This window comes from Anabaena sp. CCY 9613 (assembly GCF_963920895.1).
GTDB lineage: Bacteria > Cyanobacteriota > Cyanobacteriia > Cyanobacteriales > Nostocaceae > Cyanocohniella.
Map to the genome: position 1 here is coordinate 64,767 of NZ_CAWUDE010000004.1, position 17,452 is coordinate 82,218.

12 protein-coding genes are annotated in these 17,452 nt (G+C 42.5%); 3 read left to right on the forward strand and 9 right to left on the reverse strand.

Going from position 1 to position 17,452, the window contains the following annotated elements:
- Nucleotides 1-121: 121 nt before the first annotated feature.
- On the reverse strand, nucleotides 122-538 hold the full coding sequence (locus tag ACM0OT_RS05835; protein WP_414563470.1) for a heavy metal-responsive transcriptional regulator: 417 nt from the start codon (nucleotides 536-538) through the stop codon (nucleotides 122-124).
- Nucleotides 539-769: 231 nt separating this feature from the next.
- Between ACM0OT_RS05835 and ACM0OT_RS05840 the strand changes: the two genes are divergently transcribed.
- Complete coding sequence (locus tag ACM0OT_RS05840) at nucleotides 770-1,867, forward strand: Rieske 2Fe-2S domain-containing protein (RefSeq protein WP_414563471.1); 1,098 nt, start codon at nucleotides 770-772, stop codon at nucleotides 1,865-1,867.
- 486 nt (nucleotides 1,868-2,353) lie between these two features.
- Nucleotides 2,354-2,524 carry a hypothetical protein gene (locus tag ACM0OT_RS05845; RefSeq protein WP_414563708.1) on the forward strand — a complete coding sequence of 57 codons (171 nt, stop codon included), beginning with the start codon at nucleotides 2,354-2,356 and terminating at the stop codon, nucleotides 2,522-2,524.
- Nucleotides 2,525-2,528: 4 nt separating this feature from the next.
- Here ACM0OT_RS05845 and ACM0OT_RS05850 read toward each other — a convergent pair whose 3' ends face one another.
- The 4 genes from ACM0OT_RS05850 to ACM0OT_RS05865 form a co-directional block, all read right to left on the reverse strand.
- The gene (locus tag ACM0OT_RS05850) at nucleotides 2,529-3,113 is read right to left on the reverse strand and encodes a hypothetical protein (protein ID WP_414563472.1); all 585 of its coding nucleotides are present in this window, start codon (nucleotides 3,111-3,113) and stop codon (nucleotides 2,529-2,531) included.
- Between the two features lie 368 nt (nucleotides 3,114-3,481).
- Nucleotides 3,482-4,162 carry a class I SAM-dependent methyltransferase gene (locus ACM0OT_RS05855; RefSeq protein WP_414563473.1) on the reverse strand — a complete coding sequence of 227 codons (681 nt, stop codon included), beginning with the start codon at nucleotides 4,160-4,162 and terminating at the stop codon, nucleotides 3,482-3,484.
- Nucleotides 4,163-4,256: 94 nt separating this feature from the next.
- Nucleotides 4,257-4,616, reverse strand: a complete 360-nt coding sequence (locus ACM0OT_RS05860; protein ID WP_414563474.1) for a Rieske (2Fe-2S) protein — start codon at nucleotides 4,614-4,616, stop codon at nucleotides 4,257-4,259.
- 334 nt (nucleotides 4,617-4,950) lie between these two features.
- Nucleotides 4,951-8,601 (reverse strand): tetratricopeptide repeat protein, encoded by a 3,651-nt coding sequence (locus ACM0OT_RS05865; RefSeq protein WP_414563475.1) that lies wholly within the window; start codon nucleotides 8,599-8,601, stop codon nucleotides 4,951-4,953.
- Nucleotides 8,602-9,287: 686 nt separating this feature from the next.
- Here ACM0OT_RS05865 and ACM0OT_RS05870 point away from each other — a divergent pair.
- Nucleotides 9,288-9,488, forward strand: a complete 201-nt coding sequence (locus ACM0OT_RS05870) for a hypothetical protein (protein WP_414542815.1) — start codon at nucleotides 9,288-9,290, stop codon at nucleotides 9,486-9,488.
- Nucleotides 9,489-9,672: 184 nt separating this feature from the next.
- On the opposite strand, the gene ACM0OT_RS05875 is transcribed toward ACM0OT_RS05870, so the two are convergent.
- The 4 genes from ACM0OT_RS05875 to ACM0OT_RS05890 form a co-directional block, all read right to left on the reverse strand.
- On the reverse strand, nucleotides 9,673-13,605 hold the full coding sequence (locus tag ACM0OT_RS05875; RefSeq protein WP_414563476.1) for an AAA-like domain-containing protein: 3,933 nt from the start codon (nucleotides 13,603-13,605) through the stop codon (nucleotides 9,673-9,675).
- A 134-nt stretch (nucleotides 13,606-13,739) separates the two neighbouring features.
- Nucleotides 13,740-14,372 carry a type I restriction endonuclease gene (locus ACM0OT_RS05880; protein WP_414563477.1) on the reverse strand — a complete coding sequence of 211 codons (633 nt, stop codon included), beginning with the start codon at nucleotides 14,370-14,372 and terminating at the stop codon, nucleotides 13,740-13,742.
- A 63-nt stretch (nucleotides 14,373-14,435) separates the two neighbouring features.
- Complete coding sequence (locus ACM0OT_RS05885) at nucleotides 14,436-16,055, reverse strand: AAA-like domain-containing protein (protein ID WP_414563478.1); 1,620 nt, start codon at nucleotides 16,053-16,055, stop codon at nucleotides 14,436-14,438.
- Nucleotides 16,056-16,406: 351 nt separating this feature from the next.
- Nucleotides 16,407-17,417: a WD40 repeat domain-containing protein gene (locus ACM0OT_RS05890; RefSeq protein WP_414563479.1), complete on the reverse strand. Its 1,011-nt coding sequence runs from the start codon at nucleotides 17,415-17,417 to the stop codon at nucleotides 16,407-16,409.
- Between the last annotated feature and the right edge of the window lie 35 nt (nucleotides 17,418-17,452).

The window sequence follows — 17,452 nt, forward strand, 5'->3', positions numbered from 1 at the left end:
GCGATCGCATGATTAATCCCTAGCCACAGGAATCAATCACCATCATTGTAGTTCCCTCCAGGTGATAATAGATTGCAGTGGCACGCCCCTCATATAGTTTCAAACTCCTACTTACCGAAGATTAATCTTTTTGGATAATCGGGCAAATAGTATCTTCTTGTTTACCATGTGTATTCTTCCAGCCCGACAGCAACTCACCGATTTCCGAGCGTAAGGTAAATAGCTGGTTAATTTGATGATCAATTTGTAACAGCTTTTCTTCTAACTTTTCTTTGATGTCACCACAAGGGGGTTGTCCTTGGTCATAAACCTGAAGAATATCTCGAATCTCTTCCAGACTTAATCCTAAGTTTTGCGCCCTTTTAATAAAGGCTAGGCGAGTCAGCACATTTGTAGAGAATTGGCGAAATCCTCCCTCTGTGCGACCCAATGATGCTATTAAACCGACACTTTCGTAATAACGAATTGTTCTGATAGAAATCCCACTCAGATTTGTTACCTGACCAATTAAAAGTAGTTGTTTATCCTGAGTTAACACGGCATATTTTCCCCAAATCTAGTAATTATTATTACATATTTTATTATTTATCAACAGATTTGATATATGAGTAAAAGATAATTAATTACAGCACTTTTCATCTACATGAAATACATTACTTTAGCCTCTAGCCTCTAGCCTCTTTTTTTTCCCGTACTGAAAGTAACTGTTTTTTGCAAATCACTATGCTACTTCTAGATTAACCGCTTCACTTCAGGTGAAACTCTGAAAATGAATGTTAACTCGCAGAATGTTAGTTCAAATAGTCAACCTCGAATCTTCAACAATCCAGAGCGATTTATTGAGGGATGGTATTGGGTAATACCATCCAAAAATCTGCGGGTAGGTGAGGTTAAGTCTGTCACAGTTTTGGGTAAAGAATTAGCGATTTACCGCGGTAAAGATAAAAGAGCCGTTACCGTTGATGCTTACTGTCCGCATATGGGCGCTCACTTAGCTAAGGGAAAAGTGCAAGGTAATGAACTGCGGTGTTTTTCCCATCACTGGACATTTGATTCTCAAGGATTTTGTGTTGATATTCCATGTTTGCATGAGCCGCTGCCTATCAAGTTAAAAACTTGGCCCACTGCTGAAAAATACGGGTTAATTTGGGTGTGGACTGGAGAACTTCCTAAACAACCCATACCCTTTATTTTAGAGTTGGAACACAAGGACTATGATGTAGCTTTTGGTGCCAACTTTGTGATGAATTATCACCCTAATTCTGTGATGATTCATGCTATTGATGTTCAGCACCTCAACATCGGTCGCAAATTATCATCAGAAGTTATCTTTGAAAAACAAGAAGTTAATCCAAATGCGATTATTTTCAACAATACTACACGTATTGGAGGCAATTCATTTTTATTCAAGCTAATTCGTCCCTTTAGCAAAAATATTACTTACAATATTTGCTATTGGTACGGTAGCACGGGCATGGTGACCATTGGCCCTGATTTTTTCCATGTCCACATTATATTTGCCGTGCGTCTGCTGGAAGGGAGTAAATCTGAAGTTCAGATGATGCTGATTACTAAAAAACGTCGGGGGATTTTTGGTAGTTTATGCAATCGAGTGATATTGCAGCTAACTAAGATGCTTGGTGCATCTTTTCTCAAGGGTGAAATTCAGCCCCAAATGATTCAGTTTGATGTGAAAACCCCCATCAAGGCAGATCAGCCCATTATGGAGTTTATTGACCATCTGGAAAGACAAAAATCACTCATGTGGGGGACTTGGCAATTAGGGCGATCGCAAAATGGCGATATCAGAGAACCCCGGGAGAAATGGCGTGATACCATGTCTCGAGATAGTATGTCTAATGATTAAGAATTTAGGTGGGACTGGGTGATAGTCTTTCTCTGGGGAGTGACCTATGGGGGGAGTTGATCTCCTCATGTAGGTAGGGGTAAAAAGATAAATTTATACCTCAGTAGATGAGAAAAAGCACTCACTTATAATAAAAAGAAGTGGCAGAGCCACTTCCTAATTCCCAGGTAGAACCTAAACATAAGTATAACGACTATATGATTTGAAAATAGTATAAATTAACACTGATTAATTTTAGATCTTTCTTATCTTAGTTTTGGGATTAGAGAATTGCAATAACTATACGGCAAATAACTATATATTTACTTACTCTCTCAAGAATAATCAATCTTTAGAGGGAGAACATTGGCGTGATAGTAAGACGGATATACCTTAAAGACAAAAAAACTACTTTCAAACACAGAAATCTCTGCCTTCAGAAATTTGCCGTTTGCAGATTGATGTAATAAATTGATGCTCACAAGTTTTAATTACCAATTCATTTATATGATGACAACTACACAGATTCATACCCCAACCCCAGAAAAAAAGTCACCTAAAAGGAAACAACAGTCTTTTGCTCGCATGGATATTGGTAGTCCAAAAGTGCCACTCCGCAAGCCAAAGAAGATCCAGCAACAACATGAGTTACTCAGTGACTGGGATCATGCAAGTTAATTGGCTACGTTAACTTCCACTCACACAATTGAGATGGAGGTGTCATCCGAGGACTGTTATATTGATGAAATCCCTCAATATTGAGTACAGCACTACGATATAAAATCATCTCAGTAGCATCTTCACCTTGATTAAAAGTAGGCATGATATTTCCTTGATTGAGTGTTAAGCGCCCCTCTGAATCCCACGGGAATGCAGATTTGGGTATTTGATGTTGCTGATTGTGATCCCACAATATTTCTAAAGCTTCACCTGCAATCTTATTTCTCTCTACAGTTCCTCGCAGACAGATAAAATGGCTGGAATGGGGATAACCATAATATCCATCAACGTGATTTCCAGTTTTCCTAAAATTTAGACACACTCCAGCCCCATCTCGCCAATCTTGAGGATCTGTTTGACTACAAAATTGGTAGTTACCATCTGCTAAGTTGGCAATATTGGTGGAATTGGCTGCAAGCCAAAAGTTGCGCTGGGTAAATAATGAAATTTGTTGACCTTTAACCTGACTGTAGGAAATTAGGCACCCTACAAGTAATACTGAAAAAACTGCGCCTATCTGCAAAAGATTGTTTCTACTTTGCATCATCTCACCTCCAAATATGAGGGAGTCTGGCGTTTTGAGGACATTTCTAAACGGCTGGAGCAGCAGAAACTACCAAAAATACTAGCAGTACCAAGATTAGGATGCTAAGTTTGACTATCAGGTAGTTGGCAGGTTCAGACAATGGAAAATTGTAAATCATTTTACACCTCCATTTGCAGACTTATCTACTTTTATTGTCGCGCAAATTTACTTTGTTGGGACTAGGGGCTAGAGTAATGTAACTTATTACCCACATACAGCAGATTTCATAGCGGTGAGGTACACAATGGCGGGCAAGATGCCCACCCTACAAGATTTACAATATATAAGTCTGTCCCTCATTTACTTGCAAAGCGCTGTATCTCTTGTGGCTAAGATTGCCTTTGATATTCAATCCGCAGTTGTTGAATGTCAACCCGTTCAGCTTCATAAAATAGAACACGGCTAACTTCGTCCAAACCCAATTCTATAAACTGGGTGAGTTCAGAATTAGATAACGGCCAGGGAGGCCCTTCAGGTACTAGTTCGGTTTCTCGAAAACGAGTAATGACTAATAAGGTGCCTTGGGCTGCAACTACAGAAGCAACGGATGCAATAACGGTTGAGCGTATACTCAAGGGTAAAGCCTGGATATTTCGAGATTCTACAACTAAGTCAAAAGCTTGATGCCATTGTGAGGGTAGGGCCAATAAATCTGCGACTACGTAGTTCACAGAAGAATCAGGAAATCTTTGCTGACACCAATTAACGGCTGTGGGGGAAATATCAAAGGCGGTGACTTGAAATCCTTTGTTTGCCAAAGCTTCTGCATCATCTCCCAAACCACAACCAATTACTAGGGCTGAATGTCCTTTCCCTTGGGGGTTATGAGTAGTCAACCAATCTTGTAGATAAGGATGTGGGGTTAACTTTGCCCAAGGAATTTGTGTAACATCACCATGAGATTCGCTGTACAACACATCAAACCATGCTGTTGGGTTCGATTGTTGGATGGCTTGAGTGGCTAACTGTTTTACCCTTTGCTGTAAGGTTTCTGGTTGTTTCTCAAACATGTGAGGAGTAGGAAGTGAGGGACAAAAAGACAAGCGATCGCCTGAAGTTGGAGTTGAGTTTTTTTAGGCGATCGCTATACTCATACAAAGGCTATTATCCTTCTTGTAAATCAATCCAAATACTGCCTTCTTCTACGCGTGTGGGAAATACCGGCAGTGTCTTTGGTTGTGAAACCATTGCCAATACTTTACCTACACCGGGTGGCCAAGGACACCAAGCTTGTACCTCTCCAGTATTGAGGTCAAATGCACTGCGATGCACAGGGCAAACAATGGCCCCAGTTTCGGTAATTTTCCCATTTTTCATGGGCATTTTTAAGTGTGGGCAAGTGTTATCTACGGCATAAAGCTGATTTTCGTGGTTCAAAAGTAGAATTTTGCGTGTACCAACTTTCACCACTTGTCGCCCACCAGGGGCCAGAGCATCTGCTGCAAGAACTTTAGTCCAGCTCATTTGGTTCTCTTTTCCTTTTAGATCTGTTTTTAGTTTCCCGCAATTGTGACCAGTGCTTTCACAATATTTTGGTAGCAACGAGATTTTGTAACACTTTGATCAAAGTCTCCCCTCTCCTTGGTAAGACTTGTGTGTACACCGTAGTAAAGTGAAACACCTAAATTGGTGTGATAGATATAACTTTTGTAGTCCGGGCATCTTGCCTGTACCGGACGGGCGAGACGCCCATCCTACAAGATAAATTTAATACAACATTTTAGCTGTATCAGTCCAGTAGATAGAGCGTAAAGCACCATTTTATTAATTACGTTCGCGTAGCGTGCCGGAGGCTCTATTACGAATTATTCTTACCTGCAATTATGAATGCTGCCCAATAATAAGGATGACTATAAAGCTTTTTATCGGGAATCATTTTACTACTTCTATATAGATATGTTGCTAAATAAGCCCGAATTTTTAATTCATCAGGATGCAAGTTATTTAGTAAATTTTCATACCAAATTGTTAGTTCCATTGCAGTTAATTCTTTAAGCCAGGTTGTCGCTTCTGCTAAAGCTGTAACTGGTGATTTATTTTCCTGTAGTCGTCGATAAAATTCGATCATTACTAAAGCACTAGCAGATGATTCTACAGCCCAAAGGGTACTGATTACGTGAGGAATTTTCCCACAGAGAAAAGCATTAACTAAACTGACATATTCGGTAGTTAAATTTTGATTACTAAAAGTTGCAGTTTCACAAGCTGAAAGAGTAACTAGGTTGTAACTAGTAAGAGATTTTTGGCAAATTTCTTCTAAAGTGATTGTATCTTCACCTGCCAATCCTAAAGCTGATTTTTGCGGTTCATGATAATTATTTGTGACACGCCCTGTAAAATGAAAGATATTGTAATTATCAACTAAGGCGGTTTCTACATCATTTTTGGTGGCTTGTGATTCCTGGATGCGGCGGGAATTATTAAACATCTGACTAATAATTTCCGATTCCAGTTTGGCATATTTGACTGGAGGATAATTTGTATTACTAGGATACTCTACACTGAGTAACATTTGCTGTGACCATTGCCATTGATTTTCAGCTTTCACAGATAATCCTATTTGCACACTAGGCAAATAAGTAATGGTGAAATTCGAGGCTTCTGCCAACGATGGTGTAGGCAGGTGAAACAGATGATGGAGAGGCAATGTTTGCAAGTCTCGGTGAGGAATTAATATCAGTTGGGAAATGCCTTCAAGTTCCTGTTTAATGGTGGTAATTTCCAGGATGTTGTGCAGTTGCAACAACCTTGGTTCCATATTTACTCGCCAGGAATGATTGCTTTTGCTGTGTTGATCTTGGGCTTGGCTGCAATATTCCTGGTACACTTGATGCCATTCTTGTAACCAATCTTCAAATTCGATTAAGCGTCTGACTGCCTCAGGTAGAGGTAATTCGGAGATTGTGCCGACATCTTGTATGGGTGTAAATAATAATATGGGTGATGGTGCTTGGTCTTTAATGATAAAAGTGTGTAAGGCTACCGGGCTAATATGCCAGTAAATGATTGCTGTGTGGGGATTGAGTAGCTGTTGAACTGAACTATAGTATGGCGAGTCAATTTCTGCTTGCCAATGGGATAGTAGCCAGGTTAAACAAGCATTTTTGCCTTGTTCTGCCATTTCCCAAGCTTCTACTAAGTCACCGCAATCTACAGCTAAATCAACTGCTAATTGCCCAATACCGGCAAATTTGAGTGCTAGTTGTTTTTTGCTTTCTGGTGAACGTGTTGATTCGTTGAGCATTTGTGCCAGTAAATTTGTGGCACGTTGTTGTAATTCTTGTGCTGGCTCTGTTTCTCTGACACCCACCAGTGCTTTAATCAGATATTGCAAAACGTCTAGATGCAACAGGGGAAAATCTTCTGTTGTCAGGGTTAACAATGCCTGATAATATTCATCTACTGCTTGGCACCAATAATAGCGGGATGTGGGATTTTGCAGCCCTTGTTCGTAATGTGTATTGCCCATTGCCAGATGCAGTCTACCCCATCCTTCTGGGTGGGTATCGGGGCGAATATGCTGCAATCCTTGGTCGTAGCTGGCTAGTTTGCCTTCATAGCCGCCTTGCTGTAAGGCAGAATTAAATTCAGTGATGCTAGTTGATACATTTAATGAGGTATGGGAACTGAGATGTCCGACAGCGGTTCCTCGACCAATCCAAGCTTCCCAGTAGTCGGGTTTGATTTGCAAGGCGTTGTCATAGGCAACGATCGCCTCGGCAAATTGTGATAAATGAAACAGGGCTACTGCCTGATTATACCAAGCTAAATGAAAGTCGGGTTTGATAGCTATGGCTTTGTCATAGGAGGCGATCGCTTCTTCTCGTCTTCCTAAGTTGTCTAAGGCTATACCCCGGTTGTACCATGCCAAATAAAAGTCTGGCTGATTTGATAGGGCTTGATCCCAGGAGGCGATCGCTTCTACCCACTGACCTAAATTAAACAGCACTACGCCCCGGTCAATCCACACTTCGTAGAAATCTGGTTGAATTTCGATAGCTTTGTCATAGGAGGCGATCGCTTCTGTGTATTGTCCATCTACCCCCAAAGCTATACCTCGGTAATACCAGTTTTCCGAGTCTTCTGGTTCCAGAACTAATGCTTGGTCATAACTGGCAATTGCTTCTTTGATTTGTCCTAATTTGAGTAACGCCAAAGCTTTGCTAGACCAGGCTTCTGGGTTTTTGGGTTGAATTTCTGTAGCGCGATTAAAAGCGGCGATGGCGGCTTCAAACTGTCCTAATTCACCCAATGTGCCACCCCGGTTATACCAAGCTTTGTAATAATCGGGTTTGATGACTATGGCTTGGTCATACGCAGCGATCGCTTCGGTAAAATTTTCTAAGTGAAATAAATTTAAGCCCTTATTAAACCAGTATTCATGGGCCTGGGGATTAATGGCGATGGCTTGATCATAAGCCGCGATCGCTCCTGTTAAATCGCCTGCTTTCGCTTGCTGGAGTCCTTGATAAAACCACGTCTGCGCCTGGCTTGATTCCTCGGTGGTGATAACTACAGGTTGACTGGTGGGAACTGCTAAATTAGCCGCCAACTGTTGCACTAAATTGGCACTTTGATCCAACCTGACCAACAACTCATCCAAAGTGTATGCCACATTTGGCTCTAAATTTGCCCAAGTTTGCTCCCAATTACCTCTGGAAGAAACTATGACTGTTTCGATAGTTGGTTTGGTGATTTCTGCTTTTTCCCCTCGGTACTCCAATGACAGTTCACCCAAGTTGCCGATTACGTCTTCTTCGGCCGGATTTAACAGGGGTATTTCTGGGGGTATTTCCACTTCAGCTGCTGCATACTCCCAGATGACTTCTTCGACATTTTCAGTCGATGTTTCCTCAGGAGTAGCTATTTCCCGTATGGCTTCAGGTATGGCTTCAGGTATGGCGTAGGTAAATTCTGGTTCGTCATATTCCCATAACAATTCGCCTAAGTCACGGATCAAATCTTGTCCTGGGGTGTTTATTTCACCGTTAACAGTGACGAAATCTGTAGTTGCAAATGCTGGCTCTTCATTGTGTCCGTCTTCTTCGCCTAAGTTACCTGTTAACACCCGGAAACCAATTTCATAAGCAAGTTCACCAACTTTGCCAATTCTCAGTTCGCCTAGCTGCACCATCTGGGTTGCTAGCTCATGATTGGGTGTCCGTGATAACAGCATTTTTTCGCCAAATATCAGGAGCCAATCGATCCAACGCTCAGTACTGATGCGATCTTCCATGCGTTGCAGATACTGGAGTACCCATTGTTGCCCTCGGCCTTGTTGCACGCCTGCTAACATCTGGGTAAACAAAACTTCCAGATCTGCATTTGTCAGATCTGGGGGGGTTTCTGCCACCGTTTCTACCCTTGCAGCCTTTAATGAACGACTCTGCTTATTACCAACGGGGTGGTTTGAAAACTTGTTAAGCCACTGCAATAGCTGCGTGAGCATCTGCCATACTCTTGGATTTTGTTTCTCCTAGATTGTAGCCATCCTTGTGTTAAAGAAATCACTAATTACGTGAAAATAACTGTAATTAAACAGGTTTTCAGCTATCTGGTTATAAAAAATATACAAAACTTTGTTATTTGGGGGCTGGGGAACTCCCCCTCTGGGGATAAGTTGCGGTGTACACACATCTTTGTGCTGCGGATTGATCCCCCTAAATCCCCCCCTTCGACAAGCTCAGGGCATCGCTTAAAAAGGGGGACTTTAAGAAATTTTCCCCCTTTGAAGGCTACCGTGTACACACATCTTTGTGCTGCGTACAAATTCACGCCACTTGCTACAAGTCAGGAAACCGCAAGGGCGAACCTACCGTTATTAAGGGAGACTTTGATTCTTTTCCCCCCTTTTCAAGGGGGGCTAGGGGGGATCGAAACGCTTTTAGGCAACTTGATAAGACTTGTGTGTACACCGTAACCAACGCACTGGCTCTTTTTAACCAAAAGATAAGGTTTAAAGCCGAGTGGAATTGTAGGTGGTTTTTCTCCCCTGCCCCCCTGCCCCCCTGCCCCCCTGCCCCCCTGCTTTTTCACTTCCAGCGGCACTAGCCTCTCTCTAGTGTCCAAAGCTAGAATGTAAATATTTCCCAGCCGTGAGATTAATTTTTGCGGCAGTTCAATCAAATCTCGCGTGTGAATTACCCAACCAACTTACAGGTATATGCGCCACCGTTTACGTCCCTGAGAGAACGTGACTGGAAAGCTATGACAGAACTATTCGACAGGGAAGACAGTGATGACATTGAAGCTGACATCAGGAGCAATTTGCTATGGCTGACTCCTGAGCCGTGTTGGGAAGATGATCCGTTTGATTTCTTACGTGAGTATCTTTAAATTGTCAGAGTCATAGCGGCTCCTTTGCAGCATCGCCTAACTCTCTCCACGTAAACTGAGTCAGGACTTACGTAACCAACCACGTATTTTCGTCATTGCGACCGTAGGGAAGCAATCTCAAAGCCTTGATTTTCCTAGCGAGTGCGTAAGTCTTATCGCTTCTTTACCCAAAATTCCATCCCCCTCATCTCCCCCACTCCCCACTCCCGCAAACCCTCGGCGCATCAGAATGACTAATCAAATAACCCTTCAACCAACTGCAACCCTGCACCAGTAAATCATCAAGATCCAAATTCCAGAGTTTGATGGTCTTGTCACCACTGGCGGAGGCTAAGGTTTTGCCGTCCGGGCTGAACACCACACTATTGACCCCAGCGCCATGACCTTCCAAGGTGGATAGGAGTTTACCTGTGTCCCGATTCCACAGCTTGATGGTCTTGTCACCACTAGCAGAGGCTAAGGTTTTGCCGTCTGGGCTGAATACTACACTACCGACCCATTTACCATGACCTTCCAAGGTGGACAGGACTTTACCTGTGTCCCGATTCCACAGCTTGATGGTCTTGTCATGACTGGCGGAGGCTAAAGTTTTACCATCGGGGCTGAACACCACACTATTGACCCCAGCGCCATGACCTTCCAAGGTGGATAGGAGTTTACCTGTGTCCCGATTCCATAGCTTGATGGTCTTGTCACCACTAGCAGAGGCTAAGGTTTTGCCGTTTGGGCTGAATACTACACTATCAACCCATTTACCATGACCTTCCAAGGTGGATAGGAGTTTACCTGTGTCCCGATTCCACAGTTTAATGGTCTTGTCAAAACTGGAAGAAGCTAAGGTTTTACCGTCTGGGCTGAACGCCACACTCATGACCCAAGCGCCATGACCTTCTAAGGTGGATAGGAGTTTACCTGTGTCTCGATTCCATAGTTTAATGGTGTTGTCAAAACTGGCGGAGGCTAATGTTTTGCCGTCCGGACTGAACACTACACTATCGACCGCACTGCTATGACCTTCGAGGGTGGAGATGACATTCCCTGTGTCCCGATTCCACAGTTTGATAGTCTTGTCACGACTGGCGGAGGCTAAGGTTTTGCCGTCCGGACTGAACACTGCATTAGAGACCGAATCGCCATGACCTTCTAAGGTGGAGATGACTTTCCCTGTGTCCCGATTCCACAGTTTGATAGTCTTGTCACGACTGGCGGAGGCTAAGGTTTTGCCGTCCGGACTGAACACTGCATTAAAGACCGAATCCCCATGACCTTCTAAGGTGGAGATGACTTTCCCTGTGTCCCGATTCCACAGATTGATGGTGTTGTCAAGACTGGCGGAGGCTAAGGTTTTGCCGTCCGGACTGAACACTGCATTAAAGACCCAATCACCATGACCTTCTAGGGTGGACAGGACTTTACCTGTGTCTCGGTTCCACAGTTTGATAGTCTTGTCACGACTGGCGGAGGCTAAGGTTTTACCGTCGGGGCTGAACACTACACTATTGACTTCACCACCATGACCTTCTAAGGTGGAGATGACTTTCCCTGTGTCTCGATTCCACAGCTTGATGGTGTTGTCAAGACTGGCGGAGGCTAAGGTTTTACCGTCCGGACTGAACACTACACTATTGACTTCACCACCATGACCTTCTAGGGTGGAGATGACTTTCCCTGTGTCTCGATTCCACAGCTTGATGGTGTTATCACGACTGGCGGAGGCTAAGGTTTTACCGTCCGGACTGAACACTACACTCCTTACCGCATCGCCATGACCTTCTAGGGTGGACAGGACTTTACCTGTGTCTCGATTCCACAGTTTGATGGTGTTGTCAAGACTGGCGGAGGCTAATGTTTTGCCGTCCGGACTGAACACCACACTCCTTACCTTATCCCTATGACCTTCTAAGGTGGACAGGAGTCTACCTGTATCCCGATTCCACAGCTTGATGGTGTTGTCAAGACTGGCGGAGGCTAAGGTTTTACCGTCCGGGCTGAACACTACACTAATGACTGATTCACCATGACCTTCCAAGCGATTTAGTTCCCGAATATCTAGCATAATAGTCTGCAAACTAAACAATGGGCTATAAGCAGGATAATCTGCTAAAGATTTTTTATCCTTGACTAAAGTTTTGAGTTCTTCCCCACTCCGCACTGCTAACAGTAATCCCTCAATTTCTCTAGAAGTTCTAAACTCCCGCAGGGCATGTGTTCCTTCTTGCTCCAGTTGCGTAGCCGTCAGGGCAGTTTCACGCTCTCTTTTGGCTATATCTAAACCTGCAATGGCATTTTGACGCTGTTTTTCTGCACTATCACGCTGTTGTTGAGCTGTTAGCGCCTGTTCTTGCGCCTGTTTTTGTGCTGCTGCCGCAATTTTTAACCCCTGCAAAGCCTGTCTTTGTTGTGCTTTGGCTTGTCTTAAGTTGTTTTGTGCCTTTTCTACTTGTTTTCGCGCCAAATTTTCTTTGTCTTGTGCTTGTGCTAATTGTTGGTTTGTGGCATCTAGTCGTTGCTTGGCAGTTTCTTGTTGCTTTTTTAAATTAGCCTCAGCATCCTGTACCTTTTTATTAGCGTTAACAATTCGCTGCTGTGCCGTTGCTAGTTCTTTTTCTCCCTGTTGTTTCTCCTGTTCAATTTCGTCTAGTTGGTTTTTCGCAGTAGCAAGTTGTTGATTACTTCTCCCTGCTAACACTCCAAACCCAACCGCAGCCATCACAGAAATCAATAAAAACACCGAGGCAATTTGCACTCTCCGTTTAGCCGTTTGATTCGCTGCTGCTAATATTGCTTGTTCTTTTTTAGCTAATTCTAAATCTCGCTCAAATTCTCTTCTTTCTAAATCCTGACTAGCATCCAAAAATCGGTCATCAACATCAGTCAAACTTTTCCCAGTGCGCCAAACCAAAGCCTCTTGTAACGCTTTTCCCCGCAACAACCGCGATTCATCTTGATAATCAGTCTCCACCCAAGCATTAAAAGCATCAGAATAGGGACGCAACTTAGCTAAAATCTTCTCACACCACTCTTGCTGAAATACCTCTGCATAGATGCGGTTATAAATTCGCAACTTCCCATCGCGCCGAACTACCAACCCAGTCAACCGCAGCGCTTTTTGGTCATCACTATCATCAGCAACTATCTCACCCTGCTGCACAATTTGCTGACACAACCCCAACAACCGCCCAGTTCGCTGTTCCCCACTCCGCATGATTCTATCCCGAATCGTCTTCAAATGTTCCGGCTCATCCTGCCCCTCCCAATTCTCAATAATCCGCCTTCTGACAACTGCTTCCACTAACTGCTCAATTTGGGATTTTCCCTCATCCCCCTGGTTACTGAGCGTAGCCGAAGGACACTCTTCAATTAATAAGTTACAAACTTTCTGCGTCAAAAACGGTTGTCCCCCCGTCCAAGCTAACACCGCAGCCATTACCTCTTGCTGATTCCCCAACGCCGCCAAACCCTGCGCCAAAGGTTCAGCTTCATCTAATTCAAAGCCCGTTAAATCAATAGCCTGTCCAATATTAAAAGGTGTGCGTCCTTTATCTTGAATCAAATCGGAAGGAGTAGACACCCCAATCAAGGCAAAAGTGAGACGGTTATATTCAGGATTATCAGCCCGGCGGTTATAGTAGTCTCGAATTACTGCAAAAAAGTCATCCAGGTTAAAAGTCAAGCTGAGAATACTATCAATTTCGTCAATAAAAATAACTATATTGGCTGTGATTTCTGTTAATAAAACTGTTTCAATAAACTTACTAAAACGCTGCACAGGTGAAAGCAAGCCGTTCTGACTCCACCAAATTTCTAAATCAAAATCAGTATAAATATTAAAATATCCCACCAAGGTATCAATCACCCCGGCATACCATTGTTCTGCCGTAATATCTGCCGTCCCCACTGAGGTAATATCAACTACAGCACAAGCCAACCCTTCATCCTGCAACTGTTGCATCACCCGCACCCGCAAGCTAGATTTCCCCATTTGGCGCGAGTTGAGGACATAACAAAATTTTCCAGCTTTCAAGCCTGCATACAAGTCATCATCAGCTTGGCGTTTGACATAAGTTGGTGCATCTTGGGGTAAGCTACCCCCGACTTGATACTGGTACTGGGTCATAAATGGGTACAGGGGTGTAATTTAAGAAACCCCTCTCCAAACCTCTCCCCCACAGGGAGAGAGGCTTTGATTCTTGCTCCCCTTCCCTTGTAGGGAAGGGGTTGGGGGTTAGGTTTGAGAATGTTATACACAGTTTACGAATTATTTTGTTGGACTAAATTAGCTAAGTGTTTTAAAACTTTGACCACAGTATAAATATCTTCCTCACGGTTCAAAGAAAGTGTGTAAGATACGGCATATCTTGGTATATCCTGTTTTGTCAACTTAATAAATTGAAATTCTCGACCGTTGGATACAAAACCAAACGTTGGTTTTACAGTGTCAGAATTACCCAGCATATAAACCAAAGCTTGAGGAATAGCTACCTCTAAAGAGTATTGCGCTCTTTTGGCTTCAATTACCAGTACCCAAAACGGGGGATGAAATACTAAAACATCAATCCGTCCTCGAACAATTGTGCCTTCATCCTCTGACGAAATTTCCACCTCTTGTTCTGAAGCGATGTAAAAAGGCGGTTGATAAAAACCTGCTAAACGCAATAGTGGCGATCGCACCACCATTTTGACTACAGGTTCTAAAACTGGATATTTCGATAGATGTAAATATTCTGCTTTAACTTCGTTGAGTAATTCTTTTTCTGATTCACTTAAATCTGGTAAATCTTGCTGCAATTCTGAAAAAAATTGTTTATCTTCTGCAAGTTGTAGCCCAAATTCATCAATGAGTTGGGCTAGGGTGATATCTTTTTCATGAGTAACTTGAACCATTTTTTTAGACCTTTTAGTCGAATGGTAATTGAAAATAGATAAGAATAAGAACTAAAGTTCTTACTACGAACTTTTACTCCAACCCAGGCGATCGCAAAAGTATTTCCTGTATAAATTACATAAAGGCATAATTTTATTTCCTTGAAATTTGACTAACCCCATACTGCGGAGTTTAAAGGCTTCTGTGGTTCCCACGTTCACCGCCTCCTCGGCTGTGACTACTTGCTTCAGCGCTGCTAATAATTCTTCGTCCTCCTGCAAATTCAGCAAATGGCGGCGCAAATGGTCATTATAGGGGCCTGCTTCTGTGGGTGCGACTTGTTCTAGCTTGTCTAATGTCGTCCTCTCCCGTGCAATTTGATAAAGCGCCATTCGCACTAAATAAGGATGTCCACCCACAAGCATAATTAACTGTTGCACCTGGGAATTAGACCAACTTAATCCATGACGCTGGACTAAATCTTGCACCTGCTGTTGATTTAACTCTGGTAGTTCCACAGGTAAACCCACATTAAAGGGCGACTGATTGATATTCAAAGGTACGTACACTTCCTTAGAATGGACAATCACCAACTTAAGTTTTTGCCAATCTGGGTCATTTTTAGCACGTTCATGCCAAGCCCGCAGCAAACCAAAGAAATCTGTGGCGATTATGGGATGTTTAAAAATTTCATCCACTTCATCTAAACCCAAAACAATCGGCTTGTCTATCTCCTTGAGCAAATACCTCCCAAAGTAATTTGTACACTTGTTTTTACTGCCCAAAACCCCTTTCCAATAGTCGTCTAGCTTTTCTAGTAAACCCAAGCTATCGGTGACACTGGCGCAGAACCACTGCAAAAACATATTTAAGTTGCTGAGATATTCTGCTTCGGCTGATTGCAAGTTCAAATATACAGATTCATAACCTTGTTTGCTGCCATAATCTAGAACTCTTGACATTAAGGAGCTTTTACCCATCTGTCGGGGTGCTTTGATGCGAATTAATGCCCCATCCCTGAAAACTTCTTCATAACAGTCATTTTCCACAGGCGATCGCTTGATGTAAAATGGAGATTCCAAAGGTACTTGTCCTTCAGGATTTTCTAAGGCGATCGCTGGCATTGTTAGATTTTCTTCACTCTGACTTTTCCGACTTTTGAGAACTGGTGTAGAAGACTCAGGAATGCTTTTGAGGTCAATGGCATTACACCCAAACTTATAAGCATCTTCATAAGATTTATTGGCACCCAAGGCATCATAAAACCCAATGGCAAACTCGATTGCTGCCACATCCCCAATTTTTTGATTCATCCCCATCACACAGTCAATGTGTTGGTGAATCGCCTCGGCTTGCACTTCGCTATAACAGGCGTTAAATAAGACACACTCAATTTTGTCTTTACATAACCCAAATAAATTAGCCAGCGCTTCTGTACTTACCAGTTGCCATTCTCCAGCCTCATTTTCTAAAACTAAACCCTCTTCACCCGCGCCATGTCCAGAAAAGTGGACTATCTGCGGTTCATAATCTAAAAGTCCACGGCGTAAATCTTCAGGACGCACCGCCCATTTAGACATGATTTTAAACTGATCTCGGTTTTTAGCCCGTTCCAACCCTGCCTGAATTTCCCGTACTTCCTTATCTAAGCGCAAGGGACTAGTACTGGTGGGATTGGCTGATAAAATCAGTATTTTTTTCACAGAGGAAATAAAAATAAATTAACCCAGGGTTTTTACCTAAAAGTAGTGTACTACAACCAATATTCCCAAACATATGCTGGGTTATGGAGAAATAATTTATCTCAAGATACGCGGATCTTAATTTGCAAATGTACAAAAATAACAGCGGGTTAGGGGACTCAAACCCGCAAAACTTCTTAGACGATGTTTGAAAAGTAGCAGACTATATAAATATCCCCCCTAGCCCCCCTGTTCAAGCGTGGATTTAAGGGGATCTAAAAATATTTGATACATCACTAACAACTTTTCAAACACGCTTCTAAATCACAAAAACTAAATCAATTAAATCTTAACTACGATAGCAGTTCTGCATCAATCAGTAGAAATTTGCCAAATTTTAGCAGTTTCATCAGAACTACCACTAGCTAGAGTTTGTCCATTGGGACTAAAAGCTACAGACCAAATAGCCTTATTATGTCCGTTGAGATTATCAATTAACTTTCCTGTTTGTGTATTCCATAACTTAATTGTTCTGTCATAACTACCGCTAGCTAAAGTTTTTCCATTAGGACTGAAAGCTACAGAATAAACTGCTCTATTATGCCCTTTCATAACACAGTGCAACTGCCCATTTTGCAAATTCCATAACTTAATCATACGGTCAGAACTACCACTAGCTAGAGTTTGTCCATTGGGACTAAAAGCTATAGACCAAATCGGTTGATTATGAGCTGCTAAAGGTGTCCTTAATTTACCAGTGTTTATTTGCCAAAGCATGATTTTGCCGTCTTCATCACCACTAGCCAGAGTTTGACCATCAGGGCTAATAGCTACCGTTCTCACTGGTTCTGATAGGTTGAAAGTCTGTAATATTTCCCCATTCTCTATATTCCATAAGTTCACTTTTTTGTCCCATCCAGCACTAGCAATAGTTTTACCATCGGGGCTAAAAGTGACTGCTTTAACATCATTAGAATGTCCAGATAAAGTGCGGATTAGTTCACCTGTGTTTAAATTCCACAACTTAACTTGATAATCCCAACTACCACTAGCTAAAATTTTACCATCGGGGCTAATTGCCACGGATTCTACAGAGTTTCCATGTCCTTGGAGTGTGTGAATTAATTTGCCAGTGTTAAGATTCCAAATTTTGACACTTTTGTCATAATTGCCAGTTACAAGTTTTTGACCATCGGGACTAATTGCGACAGAATAAACCCAGACTGATTGAGTATTAAAAGTGCGGATATATTCATTGTTTACAGTTAATTTATTTGTGTAATTACCTAAAAATAAGGGGATACTACTTAGTCCAAGCAGTGTGGAAAAGACAACGCCGACTAAACCAATTTTGGTTTTTCTGTTAATTGGTTGGAGTTTCATAAATAAATTAATGGCAAGTAATGGAAATAAATATG